The organism is Colwellia sp. SU-HH01172 (assembly GCF_057553355.1).
Genome location: NZ_BAAJMB010000001.1, coordinates 1039580 through 1056017, shown reverse-complemented (window position 1 = coordinate 1056017; position 16438 = coordinate 1039580). Strand labels below are relative to the sequence as shown.

At 40.8% G+C, this 16438-nt stretch carries 10 protein-coding genes; all 10 read left to right on the top strand.

Features of this window, described 5'->3' with window-relative positions:
• The first annotated feature begins 51 nt into the window (after nt 1–51).
• The 10 genes from AC27JP_RS04615 to tldD all read left to right on the top strand — a co-directional run bounded on the left by AC27JP_RS04615 (nt 52) and on the right by tldD (nt 16431).
• Nucleotides 52–585: a PEP-CTERM sorting domain-containing protein gene (locus AC27JP_RS04615; protein ID WP_487112512.1), complete on the top strand. Its 534-nt coding sequence runs from the start codon at nt 52–54 to the stop codon at nt 583–585.
• A 194-nt stretch (nt 586–779) separates the two neighbouring features.
• A complete protein-coding gene (locus tag AC27JP_RS04610; protein WP_487112510.1) occupies nt 780–5228 on the top strand; it encodes a DUF6701 domain-containing protein in 4449 nt (1482 codons plus the stop codon).
• Between the two features lie 241 nt (nt 5229–5469).
• Nucleotides 5470–6513: a rod shape-determining protein gene (locus AC27JP_RS04605; RefSeq protein ID WP_487112508.1), complete on the top strand. Its 1044-nt coding sequence runs from the start codon at nt 5470–5472 to the stop codon at nt 6511–6513.
• 15 nt (nt 6514–6528) lie between these two features.
• Complete coding sequence (mreC, locus tag AC27JP_RS04600; RefSeq protein ID WP_487112506.1) at nt 6529–7425, top strand: rod shape-determining protein MreC; 897 nt, start codon at nt 6529–6531, stop codon at nt 7423–7425.
• Nucleotides 7422–7901: a rod shape-determining protein MreD gene (gene mreD, locus AC27JP_RS04595; RefSeq protein WP_487112504.1), complete on the top strand. Its 480-nt coding sequence runs from the start codon at nt 7422–7424 to the stop codon at nt 7899–7901. Before mreC ends, mreD begins: the two co-directional genes overlap by 4 nt.
• A 1-nt stretch (nt 7902) precedes the next feature.
• Nucleotides 7903–8487 carry a Maf family protein gene (locus AC27JP_RS04590; RefSeq protein WP_487112502.1) on the top strand — a complete coding sequence of 195 codons (585 nt, stop codon included), beginning with the start codon at nt 7903–7905 and terminating at the stop codon, nt 8485–8487.
• Between the two features lie 12 nt (nt 8488–8499).
• The gene (rng, locus tag AC27JP_RS04585; RefSeq protein ID WP_487112500.1) at nt 8500–9966 is read left to right on the top strand and encodes a ribonuclease G; all 1467 of its coding nucleotides are present in this window, start codon (nt 8500–8502) and stop codon (nt 9964–9966) included.
• A 61-nt stretch (nt 9967–10027) separates the two neighbouring features.
• The gene (locus AC27JP_RS04580; protein WP_487112498.1) at nt 10028–14137 is read left to right on the top strand and encodes a YhdP family protein; all 4110 of its coding nucleotides are present in this window, start codon (nt 10028–10030) and stop codon (nt 14135–14137) included.
• Between the two features lie 19 nt (nt 14138–14156).
• Nucleotides 14157–14990, top strand: a complete 834-nt coding sequence (locus AC27JP_RS04575) for a carbon-nitrogen hydrolase family protein (protein WP_487113457.1) — start codon at nt 14157–14159, stop codon at nt 14988–14990.
• The gene (gene tldD / locus AC27JP_RS04570; RefSeq protein WP_487112496.1) at nt 14983–16431 is read left to right on the top strand and encodes a metalloprotease TldD; all 1449 of its coding nucleotides are present in this window, start codon (nt 14983–14985) and stop codon (nt 16429–16431) included. Before AC27JP_RS04575 ends, tldD begins: the two co-directional genes overlap by 8 nt.
• Nucleotides 16432–16438 lie beyond the last annotated feature (7 nt).

Below are 16438 nucleotides of genomic sequence, written 5' to 3'. Positions count from 1 at the left end.
TGCTTTAACTGTTTTACTGTACTGCTGTCGTTTTTCATTAGTTGAGATATTATGATGATTAAGTTTACATTAAAATTATTACTTCCTTTCTTGCTATTAGTTTCTAGCTCTGCTTTTGCCGGCTTAATTACGTCTGATTTAACCGAAGATGATTATATTACCTATAACGGTATTGACTGGGCATGGGCCTCTCCTATTAATGTAACGCCATATTATAGCAATCTTTTGATGGCGCCAGAATTTCACGATGGTTGGAGATATGCGACAGAAGAAGAGCTTAATATTCTTCGTACAGAACTAACAATTGCTGATTTTACCCGTACCGATGCTTTTGGTGTTACATACTATGTTGAAGCAGTAGAATACTGGAACACTGAATTAACAAGTGTTGATATTGATGTTGACGACTTTAATAGCGGAAAAATTAATAGCATGTTGACTTTGAATATGCCGACAGAGTGGGACTTCGAAACTTTTTATGTTCGAGCTACAAATGTGAACGCTAATGTTCCAGAGCCGACAACTTTATTTATATTTGCTGCTGGATTACTTGGATTTGCAATTCGTAAACGCTCAGCAAAATAAATATAATTATTGATTAATGAAACCCCGCACTATGCGGGGTTTTTTATTGCTTGTCTTTTAGTAAATGAAATAAATTGAGCAAAAGATGTGAGGAATAAGCATAACATTCAATGGCTTTTGAAGTATGATATGCTCACTTAGGTTTTTTTAATCATTTTTCTAAGCGTTCGTTTCAAGGGCTGAAGGTAGTAATTATGAATTTGTCTAAATTTATTGTCGCCTGCGCTGGCATATTATTCTTAATACTTTCTCATCAACTTTTTGCTGCAGAATGTTCAGCAGTATTCCCTGATGCTATTGCGACACATGGTAATGGTGTAGGCAATAGTCAGATAAATTTTGGTTACAATGCCCGTCTTATCAATAACCCCGATACCGTATTATCAACAAGAAGTGTAAGTCACAACTCTGGTTCAAATATCGATAGTTGTGGTAGTGCTGATTGCACAGCGTCAAATAATTCGGCAGAAACGGTAAGTGTAAACTTTAGGCGTGGTAACGGCAGCGTTAATTATAACCCTCCAAGTAATCAAACTACTACCTTTGGTACTAGCGGAGTTAATAATTATCGAAATATAAATGCTCGCTCTAATGCAACGCTACAATTTAGTGATAGTTTTGACGTGTATTTTTTTGAAAACCTTTCTTTAGGATCTAACAATACGCTAAACCTTTCAGCCGGGAAAACTTATTATTTTCGTCGGTTTTCCACAAGTTCTGGCACAAGTATTAATGTCGTAGGTGCAGGTACCGCTAATGTATTTATAGATTCAAATGTAAGTTTTACATCAACGACTCTTGCTAACTCGACAGGTGTAAATCAAGGTGGTGATGCGAGTAAGTTAGTTATGCACGTTGATGGTAATGTTACTTTTGGAAGTAATTCAACTTATACCGGTGCGTTATACGCCAGGAACATTGACTTTATTTCTGCTAGTTACTTATTTGGAGTAGCTTCAGGGAGAAAAGTGAATATTAATAGTAACTCTATTCTAACCTATGACAATAGCGTATTTGATGCCGATTTTGGCGACTTATGTGATAGCACTCCATCGGCTACAGTTATGGCTAATTTCCAATTTGATGAATGTGCTTATACTGGCACGGGTAACGAAGTAATAGATCAACTCGGTAACTATTCAGGTACCAGCCATAATAGCTTAAACACTTCTGATGATGCTCAAATAGAAAAGGCGCTCGGTATTTCATCTGCTCAACATCATGTGCAAGTGAGTATTCCTTTACCTGAGACATTCAGTGTTTCCACTTGGTTTAAAAAGCCGACAGATAGTTCTGGTAATCGCTATTTTATTTTAGGGGCCATGGCGAGCGGAGGTGATTTACTGTATATCGATCGTGATAATGGCTGGCGTTGGGGTATATATGACGCAGGAGCAGGAACATCGTTAGATGGTAGTTATAGCGTTAGCAATTTAGATAATAATTGGCACTATATGGCAGTAGTTTACAAGGATGAACAAAGCCATTTATACATTGATGGTAGCTTTGTTGAAACCATTAACTTAGCGCCATCAGGTACATTGAAATACATTGGCACATCATTCGATGACTTTGGAACTAGCACACCGCAAGGCTTTAGAGCGCCATTAGATGAATTTATTGTTTTCGATGGTGCACTTACTGCGGATGAAATTAGCTCGATTTATAATTATCAAAATACTGGCAACAATTATGACGGTGGCACAAGAGCGAGTGTTCAATGTGCGCAACTTATTGCGCAATTTTCGATGGATGAACTATCTTGGGAAGGCATGTCTGGAGTAGTTATTGATGAGTTGGGAAGTTACAATGCAAATGCTATCAATGGACCTGTAACGTCAGATGTAAATCGTGCTATCTCGGATAATCCTGGCACATGTGGTTATGGTGTCTTCGATGGTGTGAATGACTATGTTGAACTGCCGAGTTCATTCGAAAATTTACAGGATAGTTTTACCATTACGGCGTGGATTAATCCAAGTAACTTAGATAGCGGCTCTAGAATATTCGCCGATGATGAAAACAATCAAGGCGGTTACGCCTTAAGTTTGGGGGACCAAAGAAATGGTAATGGGCATTTACGCTTTTATTCCCGCCACGTTAACCCTGTCTCTTTAGATACCTATGCAGGCGAAATACCGACAGATACCTGGAGTTTTGTTACTGCCGTACATGATAGTGTTGCAAAAACACGGCGAATATATATCAATGGTGTCGAACGAGCTAGTGGTACGTATACCGGCAATTGGGGGACTGATACTGGGCCTGCTTCTATTGGTGGTGAGACGGATGATGGTGAAATCAATAATCGCTTTACCGGTTCAATTGATGAAGTGCATGTTTTTAAAGGCGCGCTGACAGCTACTGAAATCAACGAAGTGTATGCAAAAACTCATGCCTGTGCAGAACCCGTTATTCATCATTATGAAATTGTACATGATGGCAATGGCCTAACTTGTGCCGCTGAGCCAATTACTATCAAAGCCTGCACCAATAGTGATTGTTCGAGCCTAAGTACTGAGTCAGTATCATTAGATTTTAATGTTAATGGTGTCCGAAAAGATCCTGTTACCTTTATTGGCAGTACTGATTTAAATAACCCTACATTTAGCTTTAATCACACGACCGCTGAAACTGTTACTTTGTCTATTGCGAATGCAACGGTTAATGCCAGTAGCGCGTTTGAATGTTCGGGTTTTGGTAGTAGCTGTGAGATGACTTTTGCACAGGCAGGTTTTAGGTTTTTGTATGAAACGGATGACAATGAAATCGTGCCCTACCAAATCGCAGGAACAACATTTCCACAAGCATTAAAATTGCAAGCTGTACGTGACAATAATGGTGTTTGTGAAGGTATTTTTACAGGCAATGTAGATGTTGATTTATCTCAGCAAAATATTACGCCTGATGCTACTTTTAATGCCGGTTTAACATTTGAGGTAGCTGGCAGTGGTATTGCTAAATATTCAAGCTTTACTAACAACGTAAGTTTGAATTTTGATAGTGATAGTATTGCAACGATACCTACACCAAGATATTTAGATGTTGGCCAAATACGTTTACATGCTAGTTATTCAGATGAGGATATCTTGCTGGTCGGCAGTAGTAATGACTTTTGGGTGAAACCGGCACAATTTAGTATTAGTGCCAACAATGACGACGGTAGTTTAAATGGCCTTGATGTTGACGCTACCACCACACACAACGCTTGGGATAAGTTTTCTTTCATTGTCGAAGCACAGAACAGTCAGGGCGGCAGAGTTGAAAATTATCGCCAGAGCGACGGGCAGCTGCAGTTAAAAGTATCTAGAATTGCACCAGTGCTCAATGGCACAGTCGATGGAACGCTTGAATATGCTGCCGGCGCAACTCGTGATAGTGAGATAATCGATAGTACCGATGACCATTTTGAAGATGCGACCCTGACAAGCTTTTATGCTGACTTAAATGAATTTGGTCGCTCATATTATGATGCCGCCAAGTTTTCTGAAGTGGGCATCATCAGTGTTGATATACAGGATGTAGATTATGGTGGCCTAGGAAATGTTGATGGACTGGTCGAATCCACAGATGTGACAATAGGTCGTTTTACTCCGGCTTATTTTAAACAAACAGTTAGAGCTGATGATAATGGCAAATTGGATGCTTATCATAGTGCCGACGGCACGTGTGCGATTGCTAAGTGGGCATATACAGGCCAGCGTACTGATGATGGTAAAGGCACAATCGCTTATAGTCTAGCACCGAGAATCGCAATAACAGCCTATAATGCTGGCAACAAGATCACAAAAAACTATACCTTAGGCGAACCTGAGGGCTTTATGAAGCTTGAAGCTTCAGGTATTGGTATCACCTTACCCACCCAGGATGATGTAATGGCGCGTGTTGATAATGGGACTAATGTCGCTATTACGGCATATATGGAGGAGGGTAGATTAGATGCGAGTACTGATGATGATGGAGATTTAGTGCCCGGTGAGTGGCTTTATATTTTTTCTGACAATGACCATTTTAGTTATGATCGTGATGACAGCAGTTATTTAGCGCCTTTTAATGCCCAGATCCCCTTCGTTACAGAAAGTGTTGAAGATGCTGACGGCGTTTTACTTAGTACGGATGCTGATGCCGTCGAAACCTTAGTAATGTCATCTGATGTGGAAATTCGTTTTGCTCGCATGGTGTTAGAAAATGCTTTTGGTTCAGAAAATAGTGAGCTAAGAGCGCCACTCTTTGTAGAAACCTATAACGGCACAGACTTTGAAATTAATGCAGATGAAAACTGTATGGAAGTATTCATAGAAGATAAAAAGCCGGGAGATAAGTATTCAGGAAATATGAGTTTGTGGGACTACCGTTTAATTGATATTGATACTGATGCTATACAGGTTGGTGACACTGATGCCAGCATTGCTGCTGGAGACTTTGTATCGGGAATACAAAATAATTTGTTTTTTGGCGCACCTAATACTCAAGGAACCATGGAGTGGGAGTATGAAGTACCAAGCTGGTTGAAATTTAGGTGGGATACATTAGATGGGGATAATGATGGTAATTTTTATGATGATAACCCTACTGCCATTTTAAATTTCGGCCTTTACCGCGGCAACGATCGAATTATCTCTTGGCGTGAAGTGAATAATTAATATCACGCATGTGTTTTGGCGCTAATGGTTAAAAATTTTATTATTTTGAATTTTTCTCTCAGAAATCATAAATTTTCAAGATATTTTTGCTATTCAAGCAACACAAGCGCTATAGTCTGCGGTATGATAGCCAGCTATTAGCACTATTTTTAATATACAGGTCATTTCTGGCTTGTATGCACGAAGAATAATAATCCGGCAATTTGTTGCCTAGGTGATGTTTAAAGGACATTTCGACAATATGTTTAAGAAATTACGCGGCATGTTTTCTAACGATTTATCAATCGACTTAGGAACAGCAAATACCCTGATTTATGTAAAAGACCAAGGCATTGTATTAAACGAGCCTTCTGTTGTAGCTATTCGTCAAGATCGTGCCGGTGGCTCTAAAAGTGTTGCTGCAGTAGGTGCGGCGGCGAAACAAATGTTAGGTCGTACACCAGGTAATATTGAAGCAATTCGTCCAATGAAAGATGGTGTTATTGCTAACTTCTTTGTTACTGAAAAAATGTTGCAGTATTTTATTAAGCAAGTGCACAGCAATAACTTTTTGCGCCCAAGCCCTCGGGTATTAGTTTGTGTGCCTTGTGGCTCTACACAAGTTGAACGTCGTGCGATTCGAGAATCTGCCTTAGGTGCTGGTGCTCGTGAAGTGTATTTAATTGATGAGCCGATGGCGGCGGCAATTGGTGCAGGTATGCCGGTATCAGAAGCAACCGGTTCTATGGTGGTTGATATTGGTGGTGGTACCACTGAAGTCGGTATTATCTCATTAAACGGTGTGGTGTATTCTTCTTCTGTTCGTATTGGTGGCGATAAGTTTGACGACGCCATTATCAACTATGTTCGCCGTAACTTTGGTAGCTTAATAGGTGAAGCAACTGCTGAACGTATTAAGCATGAAATTGGTTCAGCTTATCCTGGTGAAGAATTGGTGGAAATTGAAGTTCGCGGCCGTAACTTAGCGGAAGGTGTACCTCGTAGTTTCACGTTAAATAGCAATGAAATATTAGAAGCATTACAAGAGCCGTTAACTGGTATTGTTAGTGCCATAATGGTTGCACTTGAGCAATCGCCACCGGAATTAGCCTCTGATATTTCAGAGCGCGGTATGATTTTAACGGGTGGTGGTGCATTGCTGAAAGACCTTGACCGTTTGTTAATGGAAGAAACTGGTATTCCAGTAGTGATTGCTGATGATCCTCTTACCTGTGTTGCGCGTGGCGGTGGTAAGGCTATCGAAATGATTGATATGCATGGTGGCGACCTGTTCTCTTACGAATAATGATTAGTTCGCGCAATGAATCCTATATTTAAGCATGGACCCTCTCCACAGCACCGACTCGTCTTGGTGCTGTTTTGTTCTGCCTTGCTGATCTTCTTTGATCATAAAATGAATAGCTTCGAATCCGTTCGAGGCTTTTTGCAATCTATGGTTAGCCCATTGCAATATTTGGCAACAACGCCAAAGCAAATGATGAATTGGGCGGCAGAGAATATTGTCACTCGTCGTCAATTAATCGCAGATAATCAGCAATATAAGATTAATGAATTAATTTTTCATGAACAGGCGCTGCAATTAGATATTATTAAAAAAGAAAATGAACGTTTAAGGGCATTGCTTGCTTCACCTTTGCGTTATGACGCCAAAAAAATGGTGGCAGAAATTCTGGCGGTTGATAGTGATCCCTACACGCACCAAGTTGTGATTAACCGAGGGGCCAATGACGGGGTTTATGAAGGCCAGGCCGTTATTGACGATGAGGGCATTGTCGGGCAAATTCTCCATGTCGGTACTACGAGTAGTCGAGTGCTGCTGATCACAGATGTCACTCATGCCGTGCCAGTTAGAATAAGTCGCAATGGTGTGCGCTTAATTGCAAATGGTGTTGGTGTGATTGATCGCTTAACCCTAAATCATGTGCCTCATAGCACGGATATTCGTTTTAATGATGTACTAGTTACCTCTGGCTTAGGTGGTAAATTCCCAGAGGGATACCCGGTTGCAAAAGTCACTTCGGTTATTCAAGACGAGTCTCATGCTTTTGCACGTATTGAAAGTCAGCCGGTGGCAAAAATAGATCGATTGCGCTATGTGTTGCTATTGTGGCCAGAGCAGTCGGAAGTTAACGTTATTAATACTACTACAGCCAAACCTGAACAGAATAACGCAACGATTAAAGGTAACGATGAATGACCTTTTCTAGTCGCTTTATTATATTTTTAACTTTCTTGGTTGCGTTAATTGCCAGCATTATGCCGCTACCACTAAGTGTCGACGCATTTCGTCCTGACTGGGTACTCGTGGTGCTGCTTTATTGGTGTTTGGCATTGCCGAGTCGAGTGAATGTTATATCAGCTTGGGTAATGGGTATTATTCTTGATGTTTTATTGGGCTCGACATTAGGTGTTCATGCCCTCGCGATGGCAATAGCTGTATACATCATTGCAGAGAACTTTCAAAAAATTCGCAATTTTTCTGTTTGGCAACAGGCGATGATTGTTGGCGTACTTTCAGCGCTTTATCACTTAGTTGTTTTTTGGTTACAGCGGTTTTTGACTGATGCGATATTTTTACCTAGCTATTTATATCCAGTGATCACGACAATTATTCTTTGGCCTTGGGCCTTTTTACTATTACGTAAAATCAGACGAAACTTTCGAATCAAATAACATGTCTAATACTTTGATCTTGGCGTCTCAATCTCCTCGCCGAAAAGAACTGCTGCAACAACTTGGTTATGACTTTCAATGTTTACCTGCCGATATTGATGAAAGCATTCTTGCAAAAGAAACAGCTGAACACTATGTGTCACGTTTAGCCCTAGAGAAAGCACAAGTTATTGCTCAGGCTAATCGTAACCAGGTGGTGCTTGGCTCTGACACAAGTGTGATCTTTGGAGAGCGTATTTTAGGCAAACCAGCGTCGCTTAGCGATTGTCTCGCTATACTTAATATGTTGTCAGGGAATACGCATCAAGTTGTTACTGCTATTGCTGCAGTAAAAGAGCAACGCAGTGAAGTGGTACTGGTGACTACCGAGGTTGATTTTAAAATATTAAGCGAACAAGAAATAATAAGATATTGGCAGACCGGTGAGCCACAAGATAAAGCGGGCTCCTACGGCATCCAAGGCATTGCTGGACAATTTGTGAAACAAATTCGTGGTAGTTATTCAGCGGTGGTCGGGTTACCGTTATATGAAACCGCGCAGTTGCTATCGAGCTTTGGCGTGAAATCGTCAATGAGACAAGACTAAATAGGAATCGACATGAGCGGTGAGTTACTGATTAATGTTACCCCCAGTGAAACCAGAGTTGCACTAATCGAGAATGGCTCACTACAAGAAGTTCATGTAGAACGGGAAGCTCGTCGTGGTTTAGTGGGGAATATTTATCTCGGTAAAATTATTCGCGTACTTCCCGGTATGCAAGCGGCTTTCGTGGATATTAATTTAGGCAAAGCGGCATTCTTGCACGCTTCAGATATTAATTCCAAATTGATCTTAAAAGACGATAATGGCAACCATGATCAGGTTCCCGATATTCGCAGCTTAGTGCACGAAGGCCAATATATTGTTGTTCAAGTTGTCAAAGACCCTATTGGCACCAAAGGGGCAAGATTAACCACAGATATTACGGTGGCAGCGCGATTTTTAGTGCTGATGCCCAATGCAAGTCATGCGGGCATTTCCCAACGCATTGAAGATCCAGCAGAGCGAAATCGTTTGAAATCCATTGTAACGCCTTATTGTGGTGATGATCATGGCTTTATTGTTCGCACTGCGGCTGAAGGTGCCGGCATTGAAGAGCTACAACATGATGCCGAGTTTTTACGCCGTGTTTGGGCAAAAGTTATTGAACGTAAAGAGCGTAAGCAAACTAAAGACCCTATTTATCAAGATTTGTCGTTGGCATTTCGTGTATTACGCGATTTTGTTGGCGTATCGTTAGAAAGAATTCGAATTGACTCCAAGTTGACTTTTGAACAGCTGGTGGAGTTTACCACTGAATTTGTTCCTAATTTAACTCCTGTGCTTGAGTATTATCCAGGTGAACGACCAATTTTCGACTTATTCGATGTTGAGAGTGAAATTCAACGTTCGTTGCATCGTAAAATAGAGCTAAAGTCAGGTGGCTATTTGATTATTGATCAAACAGAAGCCATGACCACTATCGATATAAATACTGGGGCGTTTGTTGGTCATCGTAATTTAGAAGAAACCATTTTTAATACCAATATTGAAGCAACCCAAGCGATTGCTCGACAGCTCAGGCTAAGAAACTTGGGTGGCATTATTATTGTCGATTTTATTGATATGAATGATAAGGATCACCAACGTCGTGTTTTACATAGCTTAGATGTGGCTATGGCGCGCGATAACGTTAAATATAGTTTGTCAGGATTTTCGGCTCTTGGTTTAGTTGAGATGACGCGTAAACGTACTCGAGAAAGCTTAGAACATATTTTATGCGGTGAATGTGAAGTGTGTCACGGTCGGGGTTATGTCAAAACGGTTGAAACGGTATGTTTCGAAATACTACGAGAGATTGTTCGGGTTAATCGCGCCTATGATGCCGATAAGTTTATTGTTTATGCCTCGTCGTCGGTGAGTGAATCGTTAATAAATGATGAATATCATAACTTGGCGGAACTGGAAGTTTTTATTGGCAAGCAAATTAAGATACAAACTGAAAACATGTATAATCAAGAGCAGTTTGATGTGGTGATGATGTAGTCATCGCCATGGTAACAGTTAAAGCAAGTTTTGGAGTGACTATAGGTTTGGTTAAAACGTAATGAGTGTTTCGTTAGTATTAAATAGATGGCTTAAGCGTCTGTATAAATTATTAGCTATTTTGCTGGTGGTTTTTGCGGTGTTAATCAGCACTTTGCGTTTATTTTTACCTTATGCTCATAATTATCGTGAAAATGTTGAAAATTATCTCAACACGACTTATAACGCAAACATCTCTATTGGCGCATTAACAATGGGCTGGCAAAAGTCAGGGCCTACGCTCGTAGCTCAACAAGTTGAGTTGCTATCACGTGATGATGCCAAAATATTTGTCAACAGTTTAGAAGTAGAATTAGATTTTTGGCGTAGTTTGCGAACCAGACAAATTGTTACTCAAGATTTTGCTATTGCTGGTGCAGAACTTGAGTTTGAGCAAGTATTAACATCAAACACTGAAAGTGCAACCGAAGATCAAGCTCCTGATGCCACGGCGGAAGATAGTGACTTAGTCGATAATTTATCTTCAATTCTACTCGAACAAATATCGCGCTTTTCGATTCGTGATAGTCATGTTATTTATCGTACTGTCGCCGGTGTGCGTGCCTTTACAATTAATGAGATGCATTGGCTGAATGTAGATGATAGCCATAAAGCCAAGGGCACGGTTATCGTTGATGGTCTTAGCTCTAACAATTTAAAAGTGCTGCTCGACTTTCAAGGAAGTGAGTTTGATAAACTGACCGGCCAAGCGTACCTTGAAGCTAATGAAATCAACATAACGCCTTGGTTAGGAAGGGTATTAGCGCTTGACGATGAAAACACTCACTCGTCGATAAATTTTAGTACTTGGCTAAATGTGACAGCGGGTAAGCCGGAATTTATTCAACTGGCACTTGGTAACAATAAAATTAGTTGGCAACACAACAACAGTGAGCAAACGTTTGAGATCGACGGTGGTGATATTCAAATAAAAACCTTTGATGAACTCATTTATAACGTTGCCACGTCACCGATTACAATAAAACGTAATGGTAACGAAACCAATCAAATGTCGCTGTTAGCTAATGTTGATACTAACAGAGTTAATGGTTATGTGAGCGGTATAGAGTTAGCAAGTTTTTCAGGCGTTTTCCCCCTTCTATTTAATGACCAAGCGATTGAGAGTTTACTTGTCGATTTAGCACCAACCGGACGAATTGATGATATTCATTTCTTCGGTAGTAAAAGCGATATGGCAATTAGTGCGAACTTTACTGATGTTGATGGCCAGTTTAGTCATGGAATTCCGGGCATAGATAATCTTAGTGGTGAATTAATTTACCAAAATAACAAACTGCATATCGCCATCGAAGCGAATGATGGTGCGCTTGATTTCGGCAAACATTTTAAGTGGCCAATTCCATATAGCCGATTACGTAGTGATATTTATGCGCAATTTTTATCGGATAGTTGGCAATTCTCAGCCGAAAATGTTGAATTTTCATCTCCTGAACTTACTCTAACCGCCGATGTTAAAGTTGTCGGTGAACAAGAAAAACCCGTGACTATGGCACTATTGGCCAGCGTTAGCCAAGGTAATGCAAAATTTGCAGAGCATTATTATCCGCATTTATTAATGGGAGAAGACCTGTTTAATTATCTCGATAATGCCGTTGTTGATGGCAAAGTCGAACAGGCACTGGTATTAGTTAATGGGCCGCTGCATAGCTTTCCTTTTAATAATCATGAAGGTATTTTTGTTGTTGATGCCGAATTGTCTGATAGCAGCTTTGTATTCGATCCTGAATGGCCTGCTATTGAAAACTTTGCCGCAAACTTAAATTTTACTAATAACAGTATGCTAATTACCGGAAGAGGTGGCTCGCTTAGCGGTATAGATGTAACCGGTGTTGAGGCTGCTATCGTTGATTTATCGGACCAGCAAGTGTTAACGGTTGACGCTAGCTTTAGCGAAACTCAGCCAGCATTAGTCAAAAAATTGATGGACGCAAGCCCAATGAAAAGCTCGATTGGCTTGACACTCGAACAAGTGGTGGTTGAAGAAGCCATTAGCGGTGATTTTTCTTTAATTTTACCATTAAATAATCCAGAAGACGTAATTGCCAAAGGTCATGTCGACTTTAATAATAATAAAGTCGCTTTGCAGGCACCGAGCATGGACTTTGTAAACGTTAATGGTCGCCTTGATTATCACAATGACTTGATCACCGCCTCAGGCATAGAGCTTGATTGGCGCGGTTTACCTTTAGTGCTTAATGTTTTCGCAAAACAAAACAGCGATCAATATCTCGTTGATATTGAAACGCTTGGGCAATGGCAAGACCAGCAGTGGCAAGCACAAGTGCCTGATGAGTTAGTAAAATATGCTCAAGGAACGCTAGATTGGCAAGGGCAATTAGCACTGAATATTAGCGATGAAAACTTTAGTTATGACTATCGCGTAAGCTCTATGATGAATGAAGTTGATTTAGCGATACCTGCACCATTTAACAAAACTGCTGGACAGTCATTAGCCGTAACAATTCATGCCTTTGGTAATGAAACTAATAGCACGATAAATGCCGATATTGGTGATAAGGTCGATTTTTACGGCTTATTAGATCATCAACAAACAAGCTTTTCTTTAGCGCATTTAGTGCTAGGTAAACAGCAATTGTGGTTGCCTACTAAAGGCTTCCATATTACTGCTGATTTAGAGCGTGCAGACTATGAACAATGGCAACCATTAGTATTAGATATTTTTGCGGCAGTAGAGGCGTCCAACACAGTTGATGATAGCGCAATGCCGCTAACAAATAGTACCGCTCAAGAAACGCCTTCGTTACCTTTGTTACCGGCGCCGAGCCGGATAAATGGCCAAGTTAAAAACTTACTGGCCTATGGGCAAAACTTTCATAATATCGACTTTGATTTTACCCCAGAGCCCAATTGGTGGTTACTCAATGTTAATGCGAAAGAGGCACGTGCAAGTGCTAAATTCTATCCAGATTGGCATCAGCAAGGTATTGATTTAGAGATCGACTTCTTGCACTTGACCAATCAGCAGGAAGAACTCGCTGGGAAAGCGTTAGATGTTGCAAACACTGAAGCAACACCATTAGCTAACGAAATTAGTCATGAGCAGAGCCAAACAGCGATAGCGGAAGCGAGCTCAATGGTAAATGAGCAGCTAGTTAATGTTGTTGAAGGCGAGCAAGTTTTGCCAGATATTGATGCGCTGTTTAATGCTGAAATATTTACCAATATACCTGTGATGAAAGTGAAATGTGAAAGTTGTAAATATGGCTTATATGACTTTGGCGATGTTTCATTTACCGTTGAACGTGAAAATGAAAACACACTATTGCTGAATAAATTTACCGCTAAACGTGGCAAAACCAATATGGCATTTGATGCCAAGTGGCAACTGGAAAACGCTAATTCAGTTACCAGCATTAAAGGCAATTTAAATACTGATAATGTGGCTCGCGAAGTTGAGAACATTGGCTATGCCTCTATTGTCAAAGATAGTGGTGTCGCGATAACTTATGACGTGAGTTGGCAAGGCGGTCCACATGATTTTGCTATGGCAACCTTTGATGGCGATCTAGCTGCTAGGTTTGATGATGGCTATTTAGCCGATGTTGATGATAAAGGCGTGCGAATTTTATCTTTGTTAAGCTTACAGTCCTTGGTTCGTAAGCTCAGTTTTGATTTTAGAGATATTTTTAGTGACGGTATGTTCTATAGTGAACTTAAAGGCAGTTTTACCGTTAAAGATGGTGTTGCTTATACTGACAATGTGCGTATGAAAGGCACTGCCGGTGATTTAACCATTGTTGGGAATACTAATTTAAATAGCAATGAGCTTGATTACCGGATGTCCTATAAGCCGAACTTAACCTCAAGCTTACCTGTACTGGCTTGGATTGCGACACTTAATCCGGTGACTTTTTTAGCTGGTGTTGCTTTAGATGAAGTGATCACGTCGTCGGTTATTGCAGAAATTAACTTTGAAGTGTCTGGGAATTTAGACGAACCACAATTTAAGCAAGTAAGTCGCAAGAATCAAAACATCAGCGTTGGCCGTTCTACTCCTCCTAAAATCGTCGATAATATTCCCGATAACAGCAATACCTCAGAAAAGCTGCCAAAGCAAAAGCTACCAGACAAAGATAAAATTGATGGATAGCGCTGGCAGTGAAAATGTGATGCAACTTTGTGCTATTCAAATGTGCTCTAGCACTAATATCGATGACAACTTTTCGGACATTGAAGAACAGCTTGCCACGCTAGCGCAAGATAAACAGCAGCTTGTGGTGCTACCAGAATGTTGCTTGTTTTTTGGCGGTACAGATAAAGCGCAATTACTATTGGCTGAAACTGAGCAAAAAAATCAACGTTTAAAATCAACATTGGCCGCTATGGCCAAGCGATTTAATGTCTTCTTAGTTGCTGGAAGCATTCCTATTCAGTCAACCATAGCGGGTAAATTTACCAACACTAGCATTGTTTTTTCGCCTGAAGGGAAAGAATTAGGTAGTTATGATAAAATGCACTTATTTGATGTTGCAGTAGATGACAAAGAAAAAAGTTACTGTGAGTCACGTTATGTATTGGCTGGTGAACATATTAGCGTTGTCGATATAGCTGAGGTCAAACTTGGGCTATCAATTTGTTATGATCTTCGTTTTCCTGAGTTATTTAGACAATTGGCACAGCAAGGCGCAAAAATAATTAGTGTACCTAGTGCTTTTACGCGAGTAACTGGGGCTGCGCATTGGCAAACGTTATTACAGGCAAGGGCCATTGAAAATCAGGTTTATATCATTGCCGCAGGGCAAGAAGGCGTGCATTTGAATGGCCGCGAAACCTGGGGACATAGTGTTATTATCAGTCCTTGGGGAGAAATATTAGCGCAGCGCGATATCGGCAAAGGTATTATCTGTGCCGATTATAATGAGCAAGAATTACTAAAGGTACGCAAGGCTATGCCTGTTGCGGAACATAATCGTTTTAATAATAAGTTGAAGTCGTATGAATAGTGTTGAGCAAGAGCTCTTAGCCAATAGTGAAATTGATGAAAGCATATTAAAGAGTACGTTAGATAGCATTTATCAACGTAAAGTAGATTTAGCTGATTTATATTTTCAGTCAAGTAGCCATGAGTCTTGGATGCTTGAAGACGGGATTGTTAAAGAAGGTTCATATAATATCGAACGTGGTGTTGGTGTTCGTGCCATATCGGGTGAAAAAACTGGTTTTGCGTACTCTGATGATATTACCCCTCTAGCGTTGAAAAAGGCGGCAGAAGCGGCAAAAGGGATTGCTAATGCGGAAAAATCAGCAAAAGTACAAGTTTTTGATGGCAAAAAAATTCAGCAAAACAACGCGCAGTATCAAGCAATAGATCCACTAGCAAGTTTACCTCAAGAGCAGAAAATAACCTTATTGCATGAAGTAGAAGCACATGCGCGAAGTGTTGATAAACGGGTTAAGCAAGTGATTGTAAACTTGTCAGGTGTATATGAGAAAGTATTGGTGGCGGCAAGCGATGGTACGTATGCCACTGATATCCGTCCGTTAGTACGACTAAATTGTTCGGTACTTGTTGAAGAAAATGGCAAGCGAGAGCGAGCTACGTCAGGTGGTGGTGCACGTACCGACTATAGCTATTTTTTCGAGTTAACACATAATAAACCGCGCTATTTAGCGTATGCAGAAGAAGCTGTTCGACAGGCGTTGGTTAACCTTGTTGCTATTGATTCTCCTGCTGGGTTATTGCCAGTTGTGCTTGGTGCAGGTTGGCCGGGTGTATTATTACATGAAGCCGTGGGGCACGGTTTAGAAGGCGACTTTAATCGCAAAGGCTCATCTGCATTCTCAGGGAAAGTCGGGCAGCAAGTAACATCTGAGCTTTGTACCATAGTTGATGACGGCACCATGGCAAATCGTCGAGGTTCAGTAAGTATCGATGATGAGGGCACGTCAGGGCAATATAATGTCTTAATCGAAAAAGGTGTGCTGAAAGGTTATATGCAAGATAAGCATAACGCCGAATTGATGGGAGTAAAGCCAACGGGTAATGGTCGACGTGAGTCTTATGCGCATTTGCCGATGCCACGTATGACAAACACCTATATGTTAGGCGGTGAACATCAGCCGGAAGATATTATTAAGTCAGTGAAAAAAGGTATTTATGCGCCTAACTTTGCTGGCGGGCAAGTGGATATTACTTCGGGTAAATTCGTCTTCACTAGCTCAGAAGCTTATTTAATCGAAAATGGCGAAATAACCTCACCGATTAAAGGGGCGACCTTAATTGGCAGCGGCCCAGAGGCGATGCAAAAAGTGAGTATGGTCGGTAACGACTTGAAGCTTGATGCTGGGGTTGGTGTTTGTGGTAAAGATGGTCAAAGTGTACCTGTAGGCGTTGGTCAACCAACCTTGAAAATTGATGAAATGACCGTTGGCGGCACGCAGTAAATCGTGT